Origin of the sequence: Cryobacterium mannosilyticum (assembly GCF_004402705.1) — a bacterium.
Taxonomy (GTDB): Bacteria; Actinomycetota; Actinomycetes; order Actinomycetales; family Microbacteriaceae; genus Cryobacterium; species Cryobacterium mannosilyticum.
In genome coordinates, this window is sequence record NZ_SOFM01000030.1 from 21,857 (window position 1) to 41,522 (window position 19,666).

At 69.5% G+C, this 19,666-nt stretch carries 23 protein-coding genes; 4 read left to right on the top strand and 19 right to left on the bottom strand.

The genetic code is table 11. From position 1 onward, the window contains the following. The first annotated feature begins 51 nt into the window (after positions 1 to 51). Positions 52 to 1,095 (top strand): hypothetical protein, encoded by a 1,044-nt coding sequence (locus E3O32_RS11060; protein ID WP_134509492.1) that lies wholly within the window; start codon positions 52 to 54, stop codon positions 1,093 to 1,095. Between the two features lie 51 nt (positions 1,096 to 1,146). Here E3O32_RS11060 and E3O32_RS11065 read toward each other — a convergent pair whose 3' ends face one another. The 15 genes from E3O32_RS11065 to E3O32_RS11135 form a co-directional block, all read right to left on the bottom strand. Continuing rightward, entirely contained in the window at positions 1,147 to 3,141 is a 1,995-nt protein-coding gene (locus E3O32_RS11065; RefSeq protein ID WP_174776507.1) for a bifunctional copper resistance protein CopD/cytochrome c oxidase assembly protein, read from the bottom strand. A 117-nt stretch (positions 3,142 to 3,258) separates the two neighbouring features. Beyond that, the gene (locus tag E3O32_RS11070) at positions 3,259 to 3,546 is read right to left on the bottom strand and encodes an HU family DNA-binding protein (RefSeq protein WP_066598601.1); all 288 of its coding nucleotides are present in this window, start codon (positions 3,544 to 3,546) and stop codon (positions 3,259 to 3,261) included. A 267-nt stretch (positions 3,547 to 3,813) separates the two neighbouring features. After that, positions 3,814 to 4,119: a 30S ribosomal protein S14 gene (gene rpsN / locus E3O32_RS11075; RefSeq protein WP_134364793.1), complete on the bottom strand. Its 306-nt coding sequence runs from the start codon at positions 4,117 to 4,119 to the stop codon at positions 3,814 to 3,816. A gap of 2 nt (positions 4,120 to 4,121) precedes the next feature. Then, positions 4,122 to 4,289 carry a 50S ribosomal protein L33 gene (gene rpmG, locus E3O32_RS11080; RefSeq protein WP_104099752.1) on the bottom strand — a complete coding sequence of 56 codons (168 nt, stop codon included), beginning with the start codon at positions 4,287 to 4,289 and terminating at the stop codon, positions 4,122 to 4,124. Continuing rightward, positions 4,289 to 4,525 carry a 50S ribosomal protein L28 gene (gene rpmB / locus E3O32_RS11085; RefSeq protein ID WP_104099753.1) on the bottom strand — a complete coding sequence of 79 codons (237 nt, stop codon included), beginning with the start codon at positions 4,523 to 4,525 and terminating at the stop codon, positions 4,289 to 4,291. Before rpmB ends, rpmG begins: the two co-directional genes overlap by 1 nt. Positions 4,526 to 4,732: 207 nt before the next feature. After that, entirely contained in the window at positions 4,733 to 5,131 is a 399-nt protein-coding gene (locus tag E3O32_RS11090) for a Fur family transcriptional regulator (RefSeq protein ID WP_134509494.1), read from the bottom strand. A 10-nt stretch (positions 5,132 to 5,141) separates the two neighbouring features. After that, positions 5,142 to 5,948: a metal ABC transporter permease gene (locus tag E3O32_RS11095; RefSeq protein ID WP_134509496.1), complete on the bottom strand. Its 807-nt coding sequence runs from the start codon at positions 5,946 to 5,948 to the stop codon at positions 5,142 to 5,144. Further along, entirely contained in the window at positions 5,948 to 6,817 is an 870-nt protein-coding gene (locus E3O32_RS11100; protein ID WP_241974803.1) for a metal ABC transporter permease, read from the bottom strand. The genes E3O32_RS11095 and E3O32_RS11100 overlap by 1 nt, the downstream gene beginning before the upstream one ends. Position 6,818: 1 nt before the next feature. Further along, entirely contained in the window at positions 6,819 to 7,610 is a 792-nt protein-coding gene (locus E3O32_RS11105) for a metal ABC transporter ATP-binding protein (protein WP_241974805.1), read from the bottom strand. A 7-nt stretch (positions 7,611 to 7,617) separates the two neighbouring features. Next, entirely contained in the window at positions 7,618 to 8,634 is a 1,017-nt protein-coding gene (locus tag E3O32_RS11110; RefSeq protein ID WP_241974807.1) for a metal ABC transporter substrate-binding protein, read from the bottom strand. A gap of 174 nt (positions 8,635 to 8,808) precedes the next feature. Next, positions 8,809 to 9,567: a VIT1/CCC1 transporter family protein gene (locus tag E3O32_RS11115; RefSeq protein WP_134509500.1), complete on the bottom strand. Its 759-nt coding sequence runs from the start codon at positions 9,565 to 9,567 to the stop codon at positions 8,809 to 8,811. Positions 9,568 to 9,672: 105 nt separating this feature from the next. Further along, positions 9,673 to 11,067 (bottom strand): dihydrolipoamide acetyltransferase family protein, encoded by a 1,395-nt coding sequence (locus E3O32_RS11120; RefSeq protein WP_134509502.1) that lies wholly within the window; start codon positions 11,065 to 11,067, stop codon positions 9,673 to 9,675. Positions 11,068 to 11,116: 49 nt separating this feature from the next. Continuing rightward, positions 11,117 to 12,076, bottom strand: a complete 960-nt coding sequence (locus tag E3O32_RS11125) for an alpha-ketoacid dehydrogenase subunit beta (protein WP_241974811.1) — start codon at positions 12,074 to 12,076, stop codon at positions 11,117 to 11,119. A gap of 89 nt (positions 12,077 to 12,165) precedes the next feature. Beyond that, positions 12,166 to 13,293: a thiamine pyrophosphate-dependent dehydrogenase E1 component subunit alpha gene (locus tag E3O32_RS11130; protein WP_241974809.1), complete on the bottom strand. Its 1,128-nt coding sequence runs from the start codon at positions 13,291 to 13,293 to the stop codon at positions 12,166 to 12,168. 4 nt (positions 13,294 to 13,297) lie between these two features. Then, the gene (locus E3O32_RS11135; RefSeq protein ID WP_134509506.1) at positions 13,298 to 14,404 is read right to left on the bottom strand and encodes a histidinol-phosphate transaminase; all 1,107 of its coding nucleotides are present in this window, start codon (positions 14,402 to 14,404) and stop codon (positions 13,298 to 13,300) included. A 77-nt stretch (positions 14,405 to 14,481) separates the two neighbouring features. Here E3O32_RS11135 and E3O32_RS11140 point away from each other — a divergent pair, with 77 nt between their 5' ends. After that, positions 14,482 to 14,874, top strand: coding sequence for a phage holin family protein (locus E3O32_RS11140; protein WP_134509508.1), 393 nt, complete (start codon positions 14,482 to 14,484; stop codon positions 14,872 to 14,874). A gap of 48 nt (positions 14,875 to 14,922) precedes the next feature. On the opposite strand, the gene E3O32_RS11145 is transcribed toward E3O32_RS11140, so the two are convergent. Continuing rightward, positions 14,923 to 16,392, bottom strand: a complete 1,470-nt coding sequence (locus E3O32_RS11145; RefSeq protein WP_134509510.1) for a hypothetical protein — start codon at positions 16,390 to 16,392, stop codon at positions 14,923 to 14,925. Beyond that, positions 16,389 to 16,679 carry a hypothetical protein gene (locus E3O32_RS11150; RefSeq protein ID WP_134509512.1) on the bottom strand — a complete coding sequence of 97 codons (291 nt, stop codon included), beginning with the start codon at positions 16,677 to 16,679 and terminating at the stop codon, positions 16,389 to 16,391. The genes E3O32_RS11145 and E3O32_RS11150 overlap by 4 nt, the downstream gene beginning before the upstream one ends. A 131-nt stretch (positions 16,680 to 16,810) precedes the next feature. Here E3O32_RS11150 and E3O32_RS11155 point away from each other — a divergent pair, with 131 nt between their 5' ends. Next, the gene (locus tag E3O32_RS11155) at positions 16,811 to 17,338 is read left to right on the top strand and encodes a low molecular weight protein-tyrosine-phosphatase (protein WP_134509514.1); all 528 of its coding nucleotides are present in this window, start codon (positions 16,811 to 16,813) and stop codon (positions 17,336 to 17,338) included. After that, entirely contained in the window at positions 17,335 to 18,717 is a 1,383-nt protein-coding gene (gene purB / locus E3O32_RS11160) for an adenylosuccinate lyase (RefSeq protein WP_134509516.1), read from the top strand. The genes E3O32_RS11155 and purB overlap by 4 nt, the downstream gene beginning before the upstream one ends. 59 nt (positions 18,718 to 18,776) lie before the next feature. Here the strand turns inward: purB and E3O32_RS11165 are convergent, their stop codons facing one another. After that, the gene (locus E3O32_RS11165; RefSeq protein ID WP_134509518.1) at positions 18,777 to 19,031 is read right to left on the bottom strand and encodes a hypothetical protein; all 255 of its coding nucleotides are present in this window, start codon (positions 19,029 to 19,031) and stop codon (positions 18,777 to 18,779) included. Beyond that, positions 19,028 to 19,624, bottom strand: coding sequence for a DUF308 domain-containing protein (locus tag E3O32_RS11170; protein ID WP_134509520.1), 597 nt, complete (start codon positions 19,622 to 19,624; stop codon positions 19,028 to 19,030). Before E3O32_RS11170 ends, E3O32_RS11165 begins: the two co-directional genes overlap by 4 nt. Between the last annotated feature and the right edge of the window lie 42 nt (positions 19,625 to 19,666).

Below are 19,666 nucleotides of genomic sequence, written 5' to 3' on the forward strand. Positions count from 1 at the left end.
CCGGCTGAGCGGGTGCCTGCCCGTGGACCCGCGCCATGGGAGGATATGGACGTGAGCAATGGGGACGGCACGGGCCGTGGCAGCCGGCGACGCGCCATCCTCGCCATGGTCGTGATTGCCGCCCTGCTCTGTGCCGCCTTCGCGGCCGCGATCGGTTCGCTCAACCGCGACCTGTACAGCGCCGGCGGTTTCGTGCGCCAGTACCTCGAGGCCATCGCCCGGCACGACACGACCAGTGCGCTCCAGTTGCCCGGGGTCGAACTCACGGATAAGGCGCTCAAGGCCGCCAAACTGCCCCAGAACCTGCCGGCCACCCTGCTGCGACCGGCGGTGCTCGGCGCGCTCACCGACATCCACCTGACCAGTGACACCGAGGACGAACCGGGCAAGCACACCGTCGTCTACGGTTTCCGCCTCGACGGCAAGCCCGCCTCGATGGCGTTCAGCGTCGCCCACACCGGCACCTTCGCCGGGGTTTTCGACAGTTGGCGCTTCAACGCCAGCCCGCTCGCCGTGTTGCAGGTCACGGTGCTGCACGAGGCGTCCTTCACGGTCAACGGCCTGACCCTCGACACCCGGGCACACGCAGCGGCCGACGCCCCGGCCACCTTCTCGAACCAGGCCGCGTACCTCGCGTTCGCGCCCGCGCTGTACTCCGTCGGACACTCGTCGAACCTGCTCACCGCCCCGGCCCAGCAGATCGCGGTCACGAAGAACGGGGCCGCGGATGTCACGGTCGACGCCGAACCGAACAAGCTGTTCCTCGATCAGGTGCAGACCGAGCTGAACGGCTTCCTCGACGCCTGCACCACACAGCAGGTGCTCCAGCCGTCGAACTGCCCCTTCGGCATCGAGATCAACGACCGGGTCAAAGGCGTTCCGGTCTGGACGATCGCGGCCTACCCGGTGGTGGCCCTGACCGCGGGAACAACCACCTTCGAGATGGCCGACACCACCGGCCAGGCCCACATCGTCGTCGAGGTGCAGTCCCTGTTCGACGGCGACGTCGAGACCCGCGACGAGGACGTCCCGTTCGCGGTCGCGCTGAGCGTGACCGTCCGGCCCGACGGATCGCTGGCGATCCAGCTGCACTGACTCGTTCAGCCCGCCGTTCAGCCCGCCGGCCCGTTCAACCCGCCGGCCCGTTCAGCCCAGCCGGTCGCGGGAGGCCAGGGCGGCCAACTGGTCGTTGTACCGCTTCAACTCCGCCTCGCCGGTGCGGTCCGCGTTGCGGTCGGTGCGCCGGGATTCCTTCTCATCACTGCGGCTCCACTGGATGGCGACGGCGATGGCCAGGGCGATCGTCGGGATCTCGCCGACGCTCCACGCGATGCCGCCGCCCATCTGCTGGTCGGCAATGCCACTGAGGCCCCAGTCCCGTCCCATCGCGCCATACCAGTCGGCCAGCAGGAGCCCGGTGCCGGTCATCAGGGTCACCCCGAAGAAGGCGTGGAACGCCATCGTCCCGAGCAGCAGGAGCAGCCGGCCGGCATACGGCAGTCGGTAGGGCACCGGGTCGATCCCGATCAGCGACTGCACGAACAGGTACCCGGTGATCAGGAAGTGCACCACCATCCACTCGTGGCCGATGTGGTCGGTCGTCGCCCAGCTGAACAGGGAAGAGTAGTAGAACACCCACAACGACCCGGCCCAGAGTCCGGCGGCGACGAGCGGGTTCGCCAGGATGCCCGCATAGCGGGAGTGCACGGCCAGCAGGATCCACTCGCGCGGGCCCCGGCTGCCGTCCTGACGCTTGCGGATGGCCCTGGCGGCGAGCGTCACGGGCGCTCCGGGCACGAGGAACACCGGCACGAGCATCGTCAGCGCCATATGCATGAGCATGTGCGACGAGAACAGGTAGCTCGCGTAGAGGTTGGCCCCGCCGTTGGTGATGTAGAAAAGGATGAGCATGCCGATGACCCAGAGCACGGTGCGGTAGACCGGCCACTTGTCGCCGCGGCGCCGCAGGCGGGCCACGCCCGCGAGGTAGAAGAAGATCCCGAACGCGCAGAACAACACCCAGGCCAGGTCGAACCTCCACTCGGTGAAATACCGGCCGAAGGTGAGTTCCGGCGGAAGCACCTCCCCCGTCAGGATCTGGGCGGGGGTCGCGGTCGGCACCGACGTCGCCACGATCTGCGCCACCGGGGTGGCCGTGCGCGCCAGCGCCGCGGCGACGCCGGAGGCCAGGCCCATGAAGCCCAGTTCGGCCACGACAAGCCACCAGAACCAGGTGCGCGACCGGTCGTCGCCCGGCTGCGCGCTCCGTTGCATCCGGGCCACCAGGAAGCGGCGCTGCAGCACCCCGAACCCGCCGAGGGCGATCAGCGCGATCACCTTGACCAGCACGAGAATGCCATAGCCCGTGAGCAGCCGCTCCCAGGTTCCGATGCGGAGCTCGGCGCTGACATAGCCGGTGGCCGCGACGACGATGAAGCAGACCATGGCCAGTGAGGAATACCGGCCGATCACGACGCCGATCCGACTCCCGACCAAGTGTTTGCGGAGCACGACGATGGTGAGCAGGCCGCCGAGCCAGACGGCCGCGAAGACGAGATGCAGGCCAAGGGCGGTGATGGCGACGTCGTGCCCCTCCGCGCCGGCCGCGTGCCCCTGCAACGCCATGGGCACGAGCGCCCCGACGGCGAGGGCCGCCACGAACACCAGCGCGGTCTGGTTCCGCACCGCGAAGCAGAGCACCGTGACGCCCGCCGCGATGAGCGTCGTGCCGAGCCAGGCCTGGCCGAGTTCGATCTCACTGAAGAACTGCCCGGCGGTCGCACTGAACCGGTCGTCGAAGCTGAGCGGCACATTGGTCACCTGCAGGAAGGTAAGGAAGCCGGTCAGCGCAGCGGCCACCGTGAGCAGGGCGGCGGATGCCGCGGCGAAGTCGATCGCCGTGTTGAATTCCGGCTCCCGCGGGCTCAGCGCGAAACAGGTGAGCACGAGCGCACCGATGGTTCCGGCCGCACCGAGGTTGACGAGCAGTTTGGCCAGCGGAAGACCCCACCGCACGACGGGACCCGGGTCGGCGAGCAGCTGTCCGGTGGCGCCGCCGCCGTACGCGAGAGCGACCAGGGCCGACAGCACGGCCGCGATCAGGAGGACCGCCGGACCGGAGATGCGCAGGAGACGAGTCACTGACTCAGCCTATCCGCGCCCACCTGTGCCGAACGCCCAGACCTCCCTCACTCACACCAGGGAGGTTAAACACAGGGGGCGTCGACCGAAGTCGACGCCCCCTGCACGAAAGCGAGACTACTTTGCGGCGGCCTTCAGCTTGCTGCCGGCGGTCAGCTTGACACGGTGGCCCGCGGCGATGGCGATCTCTTCACCGGTCTGCGGGTTGCGGCCCGTGCGCGCTGCGGTAGCGGTGCGCTCGACTCCGAGCCAACCCGGGATCGTGACCTTGCCGTCGTTTGCAACGGTGTCGGCGAGGGTTGCGAAGAAAGCGTTCAGAACGCCGTCGACGGCAGCCTGGCTCTGGCCAGAGTCTGCGGCAACCTTGGCAACGAGCTCGGTCTTGTTCAGCGACTTGTCAGCCATTGAGTGTCCTCCTCGGACCTTTGTCTGTAAAAACAGGTTTTCACGTAAATGCGGGCGACGCCCTGAGAGCGACCCCGTTGGTCGGTTCGACCGCGTTGAATCTAACAGAGTTCCGCGAAAAACCGCGGATTTACGGCGTTTTGAGACGCATTCACCCCCGGAAGCGGCTCATTTTGCGCTCTCCGCGCAAAACAAAGGGGATGCCGACCGAAGTCGACATCCCCTTCACTGTTCAAAACCTGGGTCTCGAACCGGAATCAGGCGGTATTACCAGCTGGACTTGGTGATCCCGGGCAGTTCGCCCCGGTGAGCCATGTCGCGGAAACGAACGCGCGAGATCCCGAACTTGCTGAGGTGTCCGCGTGGACGGCCGTCGACCGCGTCGCGGTTGCGCAGGCGAACCGGCGACGCGTTGCGGGGCAGCTTCTGCAGGCCGAGGCGAGCCGCTTCACGCGACTCGTCGGTGCCGGCCGGGTCAACGAGGGCCTTCTTCAGTTCAAGGCGCTTCGCCGCGTAGCGCTCGACGATAACCTTGCGCTGGTTGTTCTTGGCAATCATGCTCTTCTTCGCCATTTTTAGCGCTCCTCACGGAAGTCAACGTGCTTGCGCACTACGGGGTCGTACTTCTTGAGCACGAGACGGTCGGGGTCATTGCGGCGGTTCTTCTTGGTCACATAGGTGTAACCGGTTCCGGCCGTCGAACGAAGCTTGATGATCGGGCGGACGTCATGCTGCTTGGCCATTAGATTTTCTCCCCACGGGCGAGAAGGTCCTTGACGACCGACTCGATGCCACGAGCATCGATTACCTTGATGCCCTTGACCGAGAGGGTCAGGGTCACGTTACGGCGAAGCGACGGTACGTAGTACTTTTTGGTCTGAACGTTCGGGTCGAAGCGACGCTTGGTGCGTCGGTGCGAGTGCGAAATGTTGTGTCCAAAGCCGGGAACGGCTCCGGTCACCTGGCAGGTAGCTGCCATGGTTCTCCTCCAATACCGAAGGGCGAATGCCCTTCCCAAGATCTCTTGTCGGCCGAAACGCAGGCGATTCCCGGTGAACCGGGAGCCCGTGACACGGCAGTGCACGCACAGATATGCGCAGCAACGTCCAACACTACGGGCACGGCCGCCGATCCGCAAACCGGTACCGCTCCCGGGCCGGGTGGCCCGGTTCAGGGCGACGGCAGGTCAGGCGGTGACGGATGCCGCGGTGCAGGCGGCGCAGACTCCGAAGATGTCGATCACGTGCGCCGCCTGGCTGAAGCCGTGCTCGGCGGCCACGTTCGTCGCCCAGTTCTCGACGGCATCCACTTCGATTTCGATAGTGAGGCCGCACCGGCGGCAGATCAGGTGGTGGTGATGGTCGGTGGTGCTGCACGCGCGGTACAGGCTCTCCCCCTCCGGGGACTGCAGGGAGTCGGCCTCGCCCTCGAGGGCCAGGTCGGCCAGGGCCCGGTAGACCGTGGCGAGGCCGATCGGCGACCCGGTGGAGTGCAGCCGGGAATGCAGGCCCTGGGCACTCACGAAGCCCTCGGTGTCGCCGAGTGCCGTACGCACGGCCTCCCGCTGCCAGGTGTTTCGCTTCACGGTCTCAACCTCATGGTCTCAACCGTAACCGCGCCCGGCCGAGGGAGCGCACACCGAGGGCGGCCAGGAAGAATGCGGCGGCGGTGAGGGCGATGGCGGGCCCGGCCGCGATATCCAGCCCTCGGGACAGCAGCACCCCGCTGATGCCGGCGACGGCGCCGAGCACCGGGGCGGCAAGGAAGATCTGTGTCGTCGTGCGGGCCAGCAGGCGTGTCGCGGCGGCCGGCGCCGCGATCAGCGCGATGGCGAGAATGGCGCCGACGGCCGGCATGGCCGTGACGACGGTCGCGGTGATCAGCGCGAGGCTGAGGAGCTCGATCGGCCATTCCCGGTAGCCCGCCGCCCGGTATCCGGTGCGATCGAAGGTCGAGAACAGGATCTCCTTGCCGAGGAAGACGACGACGAGCACGGCGACCACGAGCACCCCGCCGGCCAGCGCGACATCCGCCGTCGCCACGGTGAGGATCGACCCGACCAGGAAGGAGTCGACGTGCACCGGCAGGGCGGGGTTCAGCGATTGCAGGAGCACCCCGAACGCGAAACCGGCGGTCAGCACGATCCCGGAGGCGACCTGGCTCCCCTGCCGGCGCACCCGTCCGATCAGCGTCATCACGCCCACGATCGCGATGCTGGCAAGAAATGCCCCCAACGGAATACTCTGGCCGAGGACGGCCGCCGCCACCGCGCCGGGAAAGGTCGCATGAGTCAGGGCCTGGGCGAAGAAGGTGCGCCGGCGCAGGATGACCAGCGCGCCGACCAGTCCGCAGAGCGCCCCGATCACCGCGGCGGCCAGCAGTGCCTTCTCGAAGTAGCCCATCAACGGGCCACCCGCGCACGTCTCAGCCGGTCGACGGCGAGCCGCCCCACGAGTGCGAGGAAGTACGCGGCCACCAGCACGAGCACGACGGTCGCGCCGCTGGGCAGGTCGATCCCGGCGCTGACGGATGCCGCATAGCCCAGCGTGAGCCCCAGCCAGGCCCCGACGGCGGCGACCGTCGCAGCGATCGGGAAGAGCAGCCAGAGCCGGTTCGTGGCCAGCCGGGCCACGGCACCGGGGACGATCAGCACGGCCAGCACGAGCAGCGTCCCGACGGCGCTCGATGCGGCCACCACCACGAGGGCGATCGCGACGTTGAGGAGCACGTCCAGGAGGAGCGGGTGGAAGCCGACCGCGGCGAAGCCGGTGCGGTCGAACGCCCGGAAGACCTGTTCCTTGAGGGTGACGGCCACAATGGAAAGCGCTGCCGCGCAGATGACCACGGTCTGGATCACCTCGACCGGGCTCACCGTGAGGAGGCGCCCGAACAAGAGCTGTTCGAGCTGGCCGACGTAGTTCGTCTCCCGCGACACCACGATGACGCCGATGCTGAACATGGCGGTGAAGACGATCGCGATCGCGGCGTCGATGGCCACGGCCCGGCGCGCGATCAGGGCGAGCACGACGGCCGTGAGCACGGCGGCGACCATGGCGCCGGCGAAGAGACCTTCCCGGCCTCCCCAGACGAAACCGATGGCGATGCCGGGGAAGACGGCATGGGTGAGCCCGTCGCTGATGAATTCGAGTCCGCGAAGGTTCACGAGCACCCCGACCACTCCGGCGACCAGGCTGAGCACGAGCAGGAGCACGAGGGCGCGGGCCATGAACGGCAGCGTGAATGCGTCGAACAGGGCGCCGGGGATGTCCAACTCAGTGACCGGTGTGGCCGGGGACGACAACGGTGTGCTCGTCCATTTCGACGCCGACGGCCTTGAACGTGCGCTGCACGTTTTCCAGGCTCAGCACCTGCTCCGTCGGCCCGAAGGCCACCTGGCTGCCGTTGAGCAGGAGGACGTCTTCGCAGACTTCGCGGGCAAGTCCGAGGTCGTGGGTGGAGACGAGGACGGCCACGCCGTCGCTCTTCAGCCGTTTGACCGTGTCGACCAGCGCCGCCCGGTTCTCCTGGTCGAGGCCGTTGAACGGTTCGTCGAGCAGCAGCAGGCGCGGCCCGGAGGCGATGGCCCGGGCGAGCAGGCCCCGTTGCTGCTGGCCGCCGGAGAGCTCGCCGAAACGGGTCTTCGCGAGGTGGCCGAGACCGACGGCGTCGAGCGCTTTCGCCGCCAGGGCACGGTCGCGTTTGCCGGGCAACCGGAGCCAGCCGAGCGTGCGGTAGCGGCCCATCAGCACCACCTGCCCGAGGGTGACCGGGAATTCGGGGTCGAGCTCGTCGGTCTGCGGCACATAGCCGATCGTGCCGGTCGGGGCCGGCGACTCCCCGAGCACCTCGACGGTGCCGGCGACCCGGGTGATCAGGCCGAGGATGCCCTTGAGCAGGGTGGACTTGCCGGAGCCGTTGGGGCCGATCAGGGCCACAGCCTCGCCGGCTGCCAGCGCGAAGCTGATGTCTTCCAGGGCCGGCTTCTGCCCGTAGGAGAAGGATGCGCCGGCCACCCTGAGGGCGGCGGTGGGCGTCCCGCCCAGCTGAGAATCGTTCTCGTTCACGAGTCCACTATTGCAGGTCGGCCGGGATCGCGGAGGGGGTGACTCCCCACGACCGGAGGATCAGTCGCACGTTGTGCAGTTGGGACGCGATGTAGGAGGCGCCGTCGCTCCCGGCCGGGCCGAGGGAGTCGCCGTAGAGGGCGTTCGCGCCGGAGTAGACGGCGACGCCGGCCTGGGTGGCGATGGTGTCCGCGGCCTTCGGGCTGATCGAGGCCTCGGAGAACACCGCCTTCACTCCGGTGGCCTTGATGGCGGCGACCAGCCGGTCGATGGCGGCGGCGCTCGGCTCGGCGTTGTCGTCGAAGCTCGGGATGACGCTGCCGACGTAGGTGATGCCGTAGGCGGTCGTGAAGTAGCCGAAGGCGTCGTGGTTGCTCACGAGCAGGCGCTGGCCGGCCGGGACCTGGTCGACATTGGCCCGGATCCACGCGTCGAGTTCTGCCAGCTTGGCCCCGTAGGCGGCCGCGTTGGCGGCGAACGCGTCGGCGTGGCGCGGTGAGGCCGCGCCGAGCCCCGTCTCGATGGTGCGCACCATGGCCTCGGCGTTGGCCACGTCGGTCCAGATGTGCGGGTTCCCGCCGGCGTTGTCCTGGGCGGCGTCGCCGCGGGGCGCCGTCTCATCGTTGCCCGCGGCATCCGCGGCGATGGTGATGCCGGTGTCGGATTCGATCGTGACTCCATGGAAGCCGGAGGCGTCGATCGCGTCGGTGAGCCATTCCTCGAGGCCGACGCCGTTGATCACGAGCACGTCGGCGCGGCCGAGGGCGGTGAGGTCGGCGGCCGAGGGGTCGTAGGCGTGGGCGCTCTGGTTGGGCTGCACCAGCTGGGTCAGACTGACCCCGCTGGTGTCCCCCACCACGTTGCGGGTGAGATCGGCGACCTGGGTCGTCGTTGCCACAACCGTGAGTTCACCCGACGAGCCGCCGGAACCGCCGGCCGACCCGGACGTCGCTGCCGAGCATCCGCTGAGCGCGAGCGCGGCCGCGACCAGGATCGCTGGCAGGACGAGTTTCGAGGTGGTCACACCGTCAACGATATGCCTATTGATAATGAGTGTCAAAACCATTAGGTGTGCGCGCCGCGTCCCGTCCAACGATCGGCGCCGCAACTGTTGCCGCTACGGACAACTGTTGCTCGTGCGCGCGCCACCCTTGTCAGCGGGCCGTGCGGACGCCCGGGGGGGGGTGAGCCGTCGGGCCTAGACGACTCCGGAAGTTCCGAGGAGCGAGCCGATGGCAAACGTCACAAAGAGGGCTGCGGCGCCGCCGAGGACCACCCGAGCGATCGCGCGGGGTTTCGGGCTGCCGCCGAGGTGGGCGCCCGTCGCCCCGAGGGCAGCCAGCGCGATCAGGACGGCGGCGAAGGTCACCGGGACCCTCACGGTCTCCGGCAGCAGCAGGATCGCCAGGAACGGCAGGAGCGCGCCGAGCGTGAAGGCCATGGCGGAGACCCAGGCGGCGTGCCAGGCGCTCACGACGTCGTCCTCCGCAATGTTGTGCTCCGCGAGAAGATGGGCCCGAACGGGGTCGATCGTGGTGAATTCCACGGCGACCTGCCGGGCGGTGGCGGGGGCGAGGCCCTGGTTCTCGTAGAGTCTGGCGAGTTCCTCGAGCTCGCCGACCGGATCGGCGAGGAGTTCCCTCTTCTCGCGCGCGATGAGGGTGCGCTGGCTGTCGCTCTGGCTGCTCACCGAGACATATTCCCCGAGGGCCATGGAGATGGCGCCGCCGACGAGGCCGGCGGTACCGGCCGCGGCGATCGCGGCGGTCGAGTGGGTTGCCCCCGCGACTCCGACGACGAGCGCTGCGACGGAGACGATGCCGTCGTTGGCGCCGAGCACCCCGGCGCGGAGCCAGTTCAGGCGGCCGGCATGGCTCTCGGCAGGCTTCCGGTCGTCGGCTGCGGTGTCGACCGAGGGAGTGACCGGGGCGATTCTGGCGGGGGCGATGGAGGTCATGTGAACATCAGAACACACGGAATCGAAGGCCGCCAGCGTGGAAAGCCTTACCTCACCAGCGCGTTAAAGAGGTGGTGAGGTGAGGCTTCCCAAAGTTCAGGCTCGTTATTCGAGGAGGAGGGCCGGTTCCTCGATGATGCTCGCGACGTCGGCCAGGAAGCGGCTGGCGACGTCTCCGTCGACGACCCGGTGGTCGAAGCTCGCCCCGATGGTGGTGACCTGGCGCACCCGTACCTCGCCGTCGACGACCCACGGCTTGGGCTTGATCGTGCCGAGGGCGACGATGCCGGCCTCGCCGGAGTTGAGGATGGGAGTGCCCGTGTCCATCCCGAACACGCCGATGTTGGTGATCGTGATCGTGCCGCCCGACATGTCCGCCGGGGTGGTCTTGCCGTCGCGCGCGGTCATCGTGAGGCGCTCGAGCGCACCCGCCAGCTCGAGCAGGCTCATGTCCTGCGCCTCTTTCACATTGGGCACGATCAGGCCCCGCGGGGTCGCCGCCGCGATGCCGAGGTTGACGTAGTGCTTGATGATGATCTCCTCGTCGGTGAAGATCGAGTTGACCGTGGGATTGCGGCGCACCGCCCAGATCATGGCCTTGGCCATGATCAGCATGGGGGAGACCCGCACGCCGGCGAAGTCGGTGGAGGCCTTGAGCCGTTTGACGAATTCCATCGTGCGGGTGGCGTCCACGTCGACGAACAGGCTCACGTGCGGTGCGCTGAACGCGCTGGAGACCATGGCCTGGGCGATGGCCTTGCGCACGCCTTTGACGGGGATGTGCTCCTCACGGTCGCTCGGCCACTCGGGCGTCTGGATGTTGCGGAAGACGCTGGCCTGGGTGGCGGCGCGCAGCACGTCCTCCCGGGTCACGTCGCCGACCGGGCCGGTCGCCTCGACCAGCGCGAGGTCGACGCCGAGGTCTTTGGCGAGCTTGCGGATGGGCGGCTTGGCGATGACCGGTCCGGCGGATGCCGCGCGGGGCAGCTGGGGGAGCGGCGCTGCCGCGGGCCGCGGGGCGGCGACGGGCGGCGGCGCGATCGACTCGTGGGCGACGGGGGTGCCGCCGTGGCGCTGGCGCCTGGTGGGCATGGTGGCGGTGGCGCCGCGGCCGACGAGCACGGCGCCGGGCTTTTCGGCCGGTTCGTCGGTGATGGTGGAACCGGCATCTGCTGCCGCGCCGGCCAGCTCGTTCTCGGTGGCATCTGCCGGGGCGCCGGGCGCGACCGGGGGAACGGACGCCGCGGCATCGGCTGCGGAGTCGGAGACGATCGTGATGATCACGGTCCCGACGTCGACCGTCGTTCCGGGCTGGACGAGGATCTCGCCGACCACGCCGATGTAGGGGGAGGGCAGTTCGACGAGGGACTTGGCCGTCTCGATCTCGACCAGCACCTGGTTGATCGCGACGGTGTCGCCCGGCGCCACCTTCCACTCGACGATTTCGGCCTCGGTGAGACCCTCGCCGACATCCGGCAGTGTGAACTTCGACACGCTCATGGAGTGCGCTCCTTGCGATTGGTGAGGGAGGGGAGCATGCAGGGCATATTCAGTAGGCGAGGGCGCGGTCGACGGCCTCGAGCACCCGGTCCGGGCTTGGGAGGAAGTGCGTCTCCACGGCGGCGGGCGGGAACGGGGTGTCGAAGCCGGAGACGCGCAGCACGGGGGCCTCGAGCAGGTAGAACGCCTTCTCCATCACGGTGGCGGCGATCTCCGACCCGACGCTGACGAAGCCGTGCGCCTCCTGGGCGACGACGAGGTGGCCCGTCTTCTCCACCGAGGCGAGGATCGGCCCGTAGTCGACGGGGGAGATCGAGCGAAGGTCGATGACCTCGATGCTGATGCCCTCCGCGGCGGCGAGCTCGGCGGCCTGGAGCAGCACACTGACCATGGCGCCGTGGCCGAGCACGGTGACATCCGTGCCGGTGCGCACAACCCGGCTGGCGTGGAGAGGGGTGCCGCTGGTTCCCAGGTTCACCTCGCCCTTGGGCCAGTAGCGGCTCTTGGGCTCGAAGAAGATGATCGGGTCGTCGGAGGCGATGGCCTCCTGCATCATCCAGTAGGCGTCATGCGGGTTGGACGGGCTGACCACCCGCAGGCCCGGCGTGTGCGCGAAGTAGGCCTCCGGGCTCTCCTGGTGGTGTTCGATCGAGCCGATGTGGCCGCCGTAGGGGATGCGGATCACGACGGGCATGATCACCTGTCCCTCGTGCCGGTTGCGCATGCGGGAGAGCTGGCTGGTGATCTGGTCGAAGCCGGGGAACACGAAACCGTCGAACTGGATCTCGCAGACCGGGCGGAATCCGCGCAGCGCGAGGCCGATCGCGGTGCCGATGATGCCGGACTCCGCCAGCGGGGTGTCCAGCACGCGCTTGTCGCCGAATTCGGCGTACAGGCCCTCCGTCACCCGGAAGACGCCGCCGAGCGGGCCGATGTCCTCGCCCATCAGAAGCACCTTCGGGTTGTCCTGCATCGCCTTGCGCAGCCCGGCGTTCAGGGCCTTGGTCATCGGCAGGCTGGCCGTCTCCGGGCCGACCGGGGTCACTGCGGTTCCCGACGCCGGTGCGGCGTGCGCGGAGGCCGAAACGATCGTGTCGCTCATGCGTCGCCTCCTTCGAAGGATGCTTCATAGCGCCCCAGCCAGGCCTCTTGCTCCTGCACCCGCGGGTGGGGTTCGGCGTACACGTTGTCGAAGATCACGTTCTTCTCCGGCGAGTGGATCTCCAGGGCGCGCCGGCGCACGTCGGCGGCGTTGTCCTCCGCCTCCTCGTCGACGGCGTCGAGGAATTCCTGTTCGACGCCGAGTCCCTGCAGGTAGGCGCGGAACCGCACGATCGGGTCCCTGGCCACCCAGTAGGCGAGTTCGTCGGGGTCGCGGTACTTGGTGGGGTCGTCGGCCGTGGTGTGTGCGCCCACCCGGTAGGTGAGGGCCTCGATCAGGGCCGGACCCTTGCCGGCACGCGCGTCGTCGAGGTGCTTGGCGGTCACCGCGTAGCTGGCGAGCACGTCGTTGCCGTCGACCTGGGTTCCCGGGATGCCGAATCCGCCGGCCCGCAGGTACAGCGGGGTGCGCGACTGGCGTGTCACCGGCACGGAGATGGCCCAGTGGTTGTTCTGCAGGAAGAACACCTGCGGGGTCTGGTAGCTGGCCGCGAAGACGAGGGCCTCGTTGGCGTCGCCCTGGGAGGATGCACCGTCGCCGTAGTAGACGATGACGGCCTGGTCGGTCTCCGGGTTGCCGGTCGCCGTCGAGCCGTCCAACTGCATTCCCATTGCGTAGCCCGTGGCGTGCAGGGTCTGCGAGGCGAGCACGAGCGTGTACAGGTGGAAGTTGCCGTGGTCCTCGGGAGTCCAGCCGCCGAGGGTGACCCCGCGCAGCATCCGGAGGATGTCGACCAGGTCGAGGCCGCGGATCATGCCGACGACGTGCTCCCGGTAGGACGGGAAGATGTGGTCCTGCGGGCGGGTGGCGTAGGCGGATCCGACCTGGGCGGCCTCCTGGCCGTGGCTGGGCACCCAGAGGGCGAGCTGCCCCTGGCGCTGCAGGTTGGCCGCCTCCTTGTCGAACCGGCGGATGACGACCATGTCCCGGTAGAACCGGCGGTGGTCGGCCTCGGTGAGCCGGTCGAGGTAGGGCAGGAACTCTGCCGCGGCCTCGCTGGGCGCGAAGACACCGGCGGGGGAGAGCAATTGCACCGTTGGCGAGGCGTTCGGGGTCGCTGACACCGTCCTAACCTATCCGCCGGGCCGGATGCCCCGTTGGTAGATCATCGACAATGTCTGCGCACATGCATACGAGCTTTTCCACAGATTCTTCCTCGCCGATCGAGATCCGGATGCCTTCCGGCGGGAACGGACGCACGACCAGTCCGACGGCGGACAGGACGTCGGCGATGTCGGTGGTTTCCTCGCCGGCGGGCAGCCAGACGAAGTTGCCCTGGGGTGCGGGGATGTTCCAGCCCTGCTCGGTGAGCGCCCGCCAGGCCGCGTCCCGGCGTTCCGTGATGGTGCGCACCCGCCGCAACAGCTGGTCGGATGCCGCGAGGGAGGCGATGGCGGCGGCGGCGGCGACTCCGGTGACCGACAGGGGGATCGCGGTGGCGCGGGCGGCGTCGAGGATCGGCACCGGACCCAGCGCGTAGCCGACCCGCAGGCCGGCCAGGCCGTACGCCTTCGAGAAGGTGCGCAGCAGGACGAGGTTCGGGTAGCGCTTCAACAGCGGCAGGCCGATGACCGCCTCGGGGTCGGTGACGAATTCGGCATAGGCCTCGTCGAGCAGGACCAGGAGGTTGTTCGGCACAACGGCCATGAACGCCTCGAACTCGTCCGAGGTGACGATGGTGCCGGTGGGGTTGTTCGGGCTGCAGACGATGACGACGCGGGTGCGCTCGGTGATCCGGGCGGCCATCTCCGGCAGGTCGTGCCCGTGGTCGTCCCGGTTCGGCACGCGCACACTGGTCGCGCCGGCGACGGTGACGAGGCTGGGGTAGGCCTCGAAGGACCGCCAGGAGTACAGCACCTCGTCGCCGGGCCCGGCCGCCGCGAGGATGAACTGCGCCAGCAGGGCAACCGATCCGGCGCCGACGTGGACCTCGTCGACACCGACCTCGTACTTCGCGGCGAGACGCTCACGTAGGGCGAGGGCCGAGGCATCCGGGTACCGGTTGTAGGCGGTCTCGGCGCTGACGGCGTCGATGACGCCGGGCAGCGGGTCGAAGGGGTTCTCGTTGCTCGAGAGTTTGAACGCCGTGGCCGCGGCGGCCCGTCCCTGCTTATAGGCCGGAAGGGCGACAATCTCGGGGCGCAGGCGGACCGATGGCTGGTCTGATGGGCTCACTCGCCGATTCTACGCCGGGCCATATGCAGACAGTGAAATGCGGTGCGGCCCCCGGCATCCGGTGCCATAGTGGGGGCATGGCCAGATTCCTGATCAAGCTGATCCTCAACGCCGTCGCCCTGTGGATCACGACCCTGCTCGTGGTCGGGGTGCACGTGGTCCCGTACGCGCCGGACACGGCCGCCGTGCTGATCAGCTACCTGCTGATCGCCCTCATCTTCGGCATCGTGAATGGGGTGGTCGGCGGGTTCGTGCGCGTGGTCGCGTTCCCGCTCTACATCCTCACCCTGGGTCTGCTGGCGCTCGTCGTCAACGGTCTGCTCCTGCTGCTGGTCGCCTGGATCTCCGGCCTTCTCGGCTTCGGACTCGTCGTCGACAGCTTCGGCTGGGGTGTGCTGGGCGCCCTCGTGCTCGGCGTCGTCAGCTGGCTGCTCGGCCTGCTCGCCCGGCCGGCCACGCCCCGCCGGTAGACCGGCCCCGGCAGACCGCCCCGGTCGGGCGCCGGCGGCCGGACCGGGTCAGTCCCCGGGCGCCCGCACCCCCCGCCACCGGGACACGGTCCCCGGCTCGCCGCCGAGCACCGTTCCCAGTGCCGAACGGAACTCCCGCAGCCGTGGCTCCGGCGAAGCATCCATCAGCCGCGCCGTCTCCCGGTACGCGGTGAGGGCGTGGGCCGGCAGGCCCCGGTCGACGGGTACCGGCTCGGTGGCGAACACCTCCCGGCGCACGATCAGGCGGTCCTCCGCCCGTGCCCCGATCCCGCCGAGAGCGGGGACGATGTCGTCGGCGTGCTCGACCGCCACGGCGGCCAGGCCGGCCGGAACCTCGACCTGGCCGTTCGGGGCGCCGAAGGTCGCGATCAGGACGGTGTTGAACTCCCCGGATGCCGCCACCTGGCTGGCGACCAGCCCGCCCTGGGAGTGCCCGACCTGCACCACCGGGTCGGCCGGTCGCACCCCGGCCTCGCGCATGGCCGCCATGACTGCCCGGTAGGACCCGGCACCCTCCTCGGCCACGGCGGCGACGTTCGAGCTGAGGTCCCACGGCTCCGCGGTGACCCCCGGACTCCACTCGGCCGTGCCGCCGAGGTAGACGACCCAGGCCGCTGAGCCGGCCGGACCGTAGCGCTCGACCCGCACCTGCGCCCCGCCGGCGGTGGCCGCCGGGATGCGGGCGGCCAGTTCAGCGAACCCGGTCGGCGGGCGGGCCGGCGCGGGCCGGCCGACCCGGCCGACCGTGACGCCGGTCTCCCTGAGCAGGCCGAGCGGGCGGGCGAGAGCCAGCACCCCCGCCGCGGACGTCGTCACGCCGAGCAGCCCGGCGCCCTGGTCGCCGAGCGCGAACGACACGGGGAACGGGAGCGCGCTCACCCCCGCCGCCGCGTCGTCGACCGACGACACGAGCACGCGCAGCGCGGCGGGCAGGATCGGGTTGGTCAGCGCCCGCGGGTTGTCGGCCAACCACCGTGCCGCCGCCTCCGGCGCGGCCCCGGGGCGGCTGCCGGTCAGCAGGCTGCCGAGGAACCAGCCGACCGCTCCGGCGGTGAGGGCCGGCACCGCGGCCAGCGCGAGGAACGGTCCCACCCGTCCGACCAGATAGCCGAGCCACACCCCGCCCAGCCCGCCGAGGAACTCCGCCGATCGCTCGGCCCGGCCGTAGCCCTCTGCCGCGCAGACCAGGGCGTCGGCCAGGGCACCGCTCCTCCGGCCGACCTCGTGGATGGCTCGTTCGGCCGCGAACACGCTCATCCCGACGTCGGAACCGGACCACTGCGGGGCCGGGACCGGCTCCGAGTCGAGCAACCGGATGCGTTCCAGCCGTTCAAGCCAGCCGCCCGCCGCCGCCTGCAGCGCGCGCAGCGTCACCGCCTCGGCCAGCAGCACGTCGGTGGCGACCAGGCTGCCGCCGCCGGAGACGATCAGGTCGGTGGAGGAGCCCCCACCCTCACCGCCGGGGACCGAGCGCCCGGCCGCCTCGACCCCCGTCACGCGGATGCCGTGGCCGCGGCGATCGCCGCCTCGACAGCCGTCTGCGCGTCGTCGAGGTCCCGGCAGGCCCGGCGGAGCCCGTCCGCGAGTTCCCGGCGGCGCTCGGAGTAGCCGCGTTGGGCAGCCGACCGCCAGGAACCGTCGAGGTCGGCGGGGGCGAGCGCCCGCCAGGCGAGGTCGACGTCGTCCCGGAGCCCGCCCAGCAGCATCCGTCTGTGACGCAGTTCGGCCAGCCGTCTCTCGCGCCGGGCGGGGTCGACGAGCACGATCGGGCCGGTCTGGATCACGGCGGCGCCTCCCTGGTTGGCTGCCCAGCGAAGCACACCGGGCAAGGCGCCGGCCGTCCGAGCACGGAATTCACCCGCTGTACGCCCGACGGGGGTGTGTGGAGGAGAGGAATGGGGACCACAATGGAGGCATGAATTTTGCGGCGCTCTCTCCCGACGAGTCGACGCCCTTCCGGATAATCTTCGTCTGCACCGGGAACAGTTGCCGCTCGCCGATGGCCGAGGTGACCCTGCGTGACCTGGTCACCCGCTCCGGCCTCGGCCGGCTGATCGCCACGAGCTCCGCCGGCACGGGGGACTGGCACGTGGGCGAGCAGGCCGATGCCCGCACGATCGCCGCACTCGCCCGCCGGGGCTACGACGGAAGCCACCATCGCGCCCGCCAGTTCGACCCGGACTGGTACGCCGACCTCGACCTCGTTGTCGTGCTCGACCGGGCGCAGGAACGCATCCTGCACAACTGGGCGACGACCGATCGAGACCGCAGCAAGGTGCGCCTGCTGCTCAGTTTCGACCCGGAACAGGCGCCCCTCCTCGACGTGCCGGACCCCTACTATTCCGACGATGCGCTGTTTGACTCCGTTTTAGGCATGATTGAGAGGGCAAACCACGCGCTTTTCGCGCAACTCGCGCCCGCAATCAGACAGGGAGTCCGATGAGTCCACTACCGCCCCAGGTCCTCAGCCCACTCGATGGCCGCTACCTGGCCGCCGTCACCGAACTGGGAGAGTACCTGTCCGAGGCCGGCCTCAATCGCGCTCGCGTGCAGGTCGAAGTGGAATGGCTGATCACCCTCACCGACCGCAGCCTGTTCGGGTCCGCCCCGCTCACCGCTGATCAGAAGTCGGCGCTGCGCGCCCTGGTCACCGGGTTCGGCCAGGCCGAGATCGACGAACTCGCCGTGCTCGAGGCCACCACCCGCCACGACGTGAAGGCCGTGGAGTACCTGGTCCGCCGCCGTCTCACCGCGCTCGGCCTCGACCACATCAGCGAACTCACCCATTTCGCGGCCACCAGCGAGGACATCAACAACCTCTCCTACGCCCTGACGGTGAGCGAGGCCGTCCGCGAGGTCTGGCTGCCGAAGTTCCGGGCCACCATCGACGCCCTCCGCCTGCGCGCCCTCGAGTACCGGGCCGACGCCATGCTCGCCCGCACCCACGGCCAGCCCGCCACGCCCACCACCGTCGGAAAGGAGCTCGCGGTGTTCGTCTACCGGCTCGAGCGCCTGGACAAGCAGATCGCCGCCAACGAGTATCTCGGCAAGTTCAGCGGCGCGACCGGAACGTTCGCCGCGCATGTCGCCGCGGACCCTGCCGTGGACTGGCCGACCGTGTCCCGCGAGTTCGTCGAAGGACTCGGCCTGACCTGGAACCCGCTCACCACCCAGATTGAATCCCACGATTGGCAGGCCGAGCTCTATTCGAAGGTCTCCCACGCCAACCGGGTGCTGCACAACCTGGCCACGGATGTCTGGACCTACATCTCCCTCGGTTACTTCCGTCAGATCCCGCAGGCCGGCGCCACGGGGTCGTCGACCATGCCGCACAAGATCAACCCGATCCGGTTCGAGAACGCGGAGGCCAACCTCGAGCTCTCCAGCGCGATCCTCGATTCGCTCGCCGCCACCCTCGTCACCTCACGGCTGCAGCGGGACCTGACCGACTCGACCACGCAGCGCAACATCGGCGTGGGCTTCGGCCATTCCCTGCTGGCCCTGGACAACATCGTGCGCGGCCTCGGGGAGATCGACATCGATCGCACCCTGCTGGCGAGCGACCTGGACTCGAACTGGGAGATCCTCGGCGAGGCGATCCAGACCGTGATCCGGGCCGAGGTCTCGGCGGGCCGGTCCACGATCGCGGACCCGTACGCGCTGCTCAAGGAGCTCACCCGCGGGAAGCGCATCAACCAGGCCGACCTGGTGGCCTTCGTCACCGGGCTCGAGATCGGCGATGAGGCCAAGGCCCGGCTGCTCGCGCTCACCCCTGCCGCGTACGTCGGGCTCGCGGACTCCCTGGTCGACTACCTGCCCTAGCGATCACGCGCCGCGCGGGTGGGGTGCCGCCCGCGCGGCCGCACCGCCCGCGGAGAGGGTCAGAGGCCCTTGTTCTGCTCGTCCAGATCGGTCTTCTCGGCATCATTCGGCTTCATGCCGAGCACGAGCATCGCGATCACGACGAGCACGACGATGAAGGTCACGCCGAAGCCGATCACGGCCAGGACGGGTTCGCGCGTGCTCATCAGGATCACCAGCCCGAGGAAGAGCGCCATCACGCCGGACAGGCCGACGAGTTCGAGCGGCTTCAGGAGTTCGGAGCGGCTGGGCTTGCGGGGGGTGTTCTGGGTCACAGGGTGTCCGAATCGTTGGGTGGTGCCGGGTCGACGCGCGCGGCGGGCGTCGCCCATTTGAGCGAGAGCCCGGCGATGACGAGGTAGACGCCGAGCAGCACGAGGTAGGCACCGAACAGGCCGACGGAGACGACGGCGTTCGGCGGCAGGAGCAGGAAGACGAGGGCGAGCACCGCGGTCAGTGCGCCGACCAGCATCCAGTCGCGCTCACCCGGGTCGCGGCGGCGGGCACGGATGCCGCTGTACAGCTCGGCGAAGCCGGTCACGGCCGCCCAGACGGTGACGAGGTAGAGGAAGAAACCGAGCCCGCCGCCGTGGAAGACCAGGGCGATCGTGCCGGCGGTGACGCCCACGGAACCCTGGACAAGGAACAGGGAACGGTCCCGCGGGTCGGCCAGGGTGCGGCGGCTGAGCACGCCCACCGCCAGGCCACTGAGCAGGGCGAAGGCGCCGAACGCGAAGAGGCCGAACTCGGCCGAGTGGTTCGCGTTGAACGTGATCGCTGCGGCCGGCACGAGGGCCAGTGCCGCGCGCACGATCGGGACCGTCCAGTACCGGGTGCCGACGGCGCTGACTGCCTGGACGTTCGCCACGCGGCAACCTCTTTCGTAACGGGTTAGGACTGGTTCAGTCTA

Bases quoted from the DNA above. Each gene is read 5' to 3' on its own strand.
- rpmB (WP_104099753.1), bottom strand. From the start codon at position 4,525: ATGGCAGCTACCTGCCAGGTGACCGGAGCCGTTCCCGGCTTTGGACAC.
- E3O32_RS11140 (WP_134509508.1), top strand. From the start codon at position 14,482: ATGGCCAGATTCCTGATCAAGCTGATCCTCAACGCCGTCGCCCTGTGG.
- purB (WP_134509516.1), top strand. From the start codon at position 17,335: ATGAGTCCACTACCGCCCCAGGTCCTCAGCCCACTCGATGGCCGCTAC.
- E3O32_RS11155 (WP_134509514.1), top strand. From the start codon at position 16,811: ATGAATTTTGCGGCGCTCTCTCCCGACGAGTCGACGCCCTTCCGGATA.
- E3O32_RS11125 (WP_241974811.1), bottom strand. From the start codon at position 12,076: ATGACCAAGGCCCTGAACGCCGGGCTGCGCAAGGCGATGCAGGACAAC.
- rpmG (WP_104099752.1), bottom strand. From the start codon at position 4,289: ATGGCCAAGCAGCATGACGTCCGCCCGATCATCAAGCTTCGTTCGACG.
- E3O32_RS11120 (WP_134509502.1), bottom strand. From the start codon at position 11,067: ATGAGCGTGTCGAAGTTCACACTGCCGGATGTCGGCGAGGGTCTCACC.
- E3O32_RS11115 (WP_134509500.1), bottom strand. From the start codon at position 9,567: ATGACCTCCATCGCCCCCGCCAGAATCGCCCCGGTCACTCCCTCGGTC.
- E3O32_RS11070 (WP_066598601.1), bottom strand. From the start codon at position 3,546: ATGGCTGACAAGTCGCTGAACAAGACCGAGCTCGTTGCCAAGGTTGCC.
- E3O32_RS11095 (WP_134509496.1), bottom strand. From the start codon at position 5,948: ATGGGCTACTTCGAGAAGGCACTGCTGGCCGCCGCGGTGATCGGGGCG.
- rpsN (WP_134364793.1), bottom strand. From the start codon at position 4,119: ATGGCGAAGAAGAGCATGATTGCCAAGAACAACCAGCGCAAGGTTATC.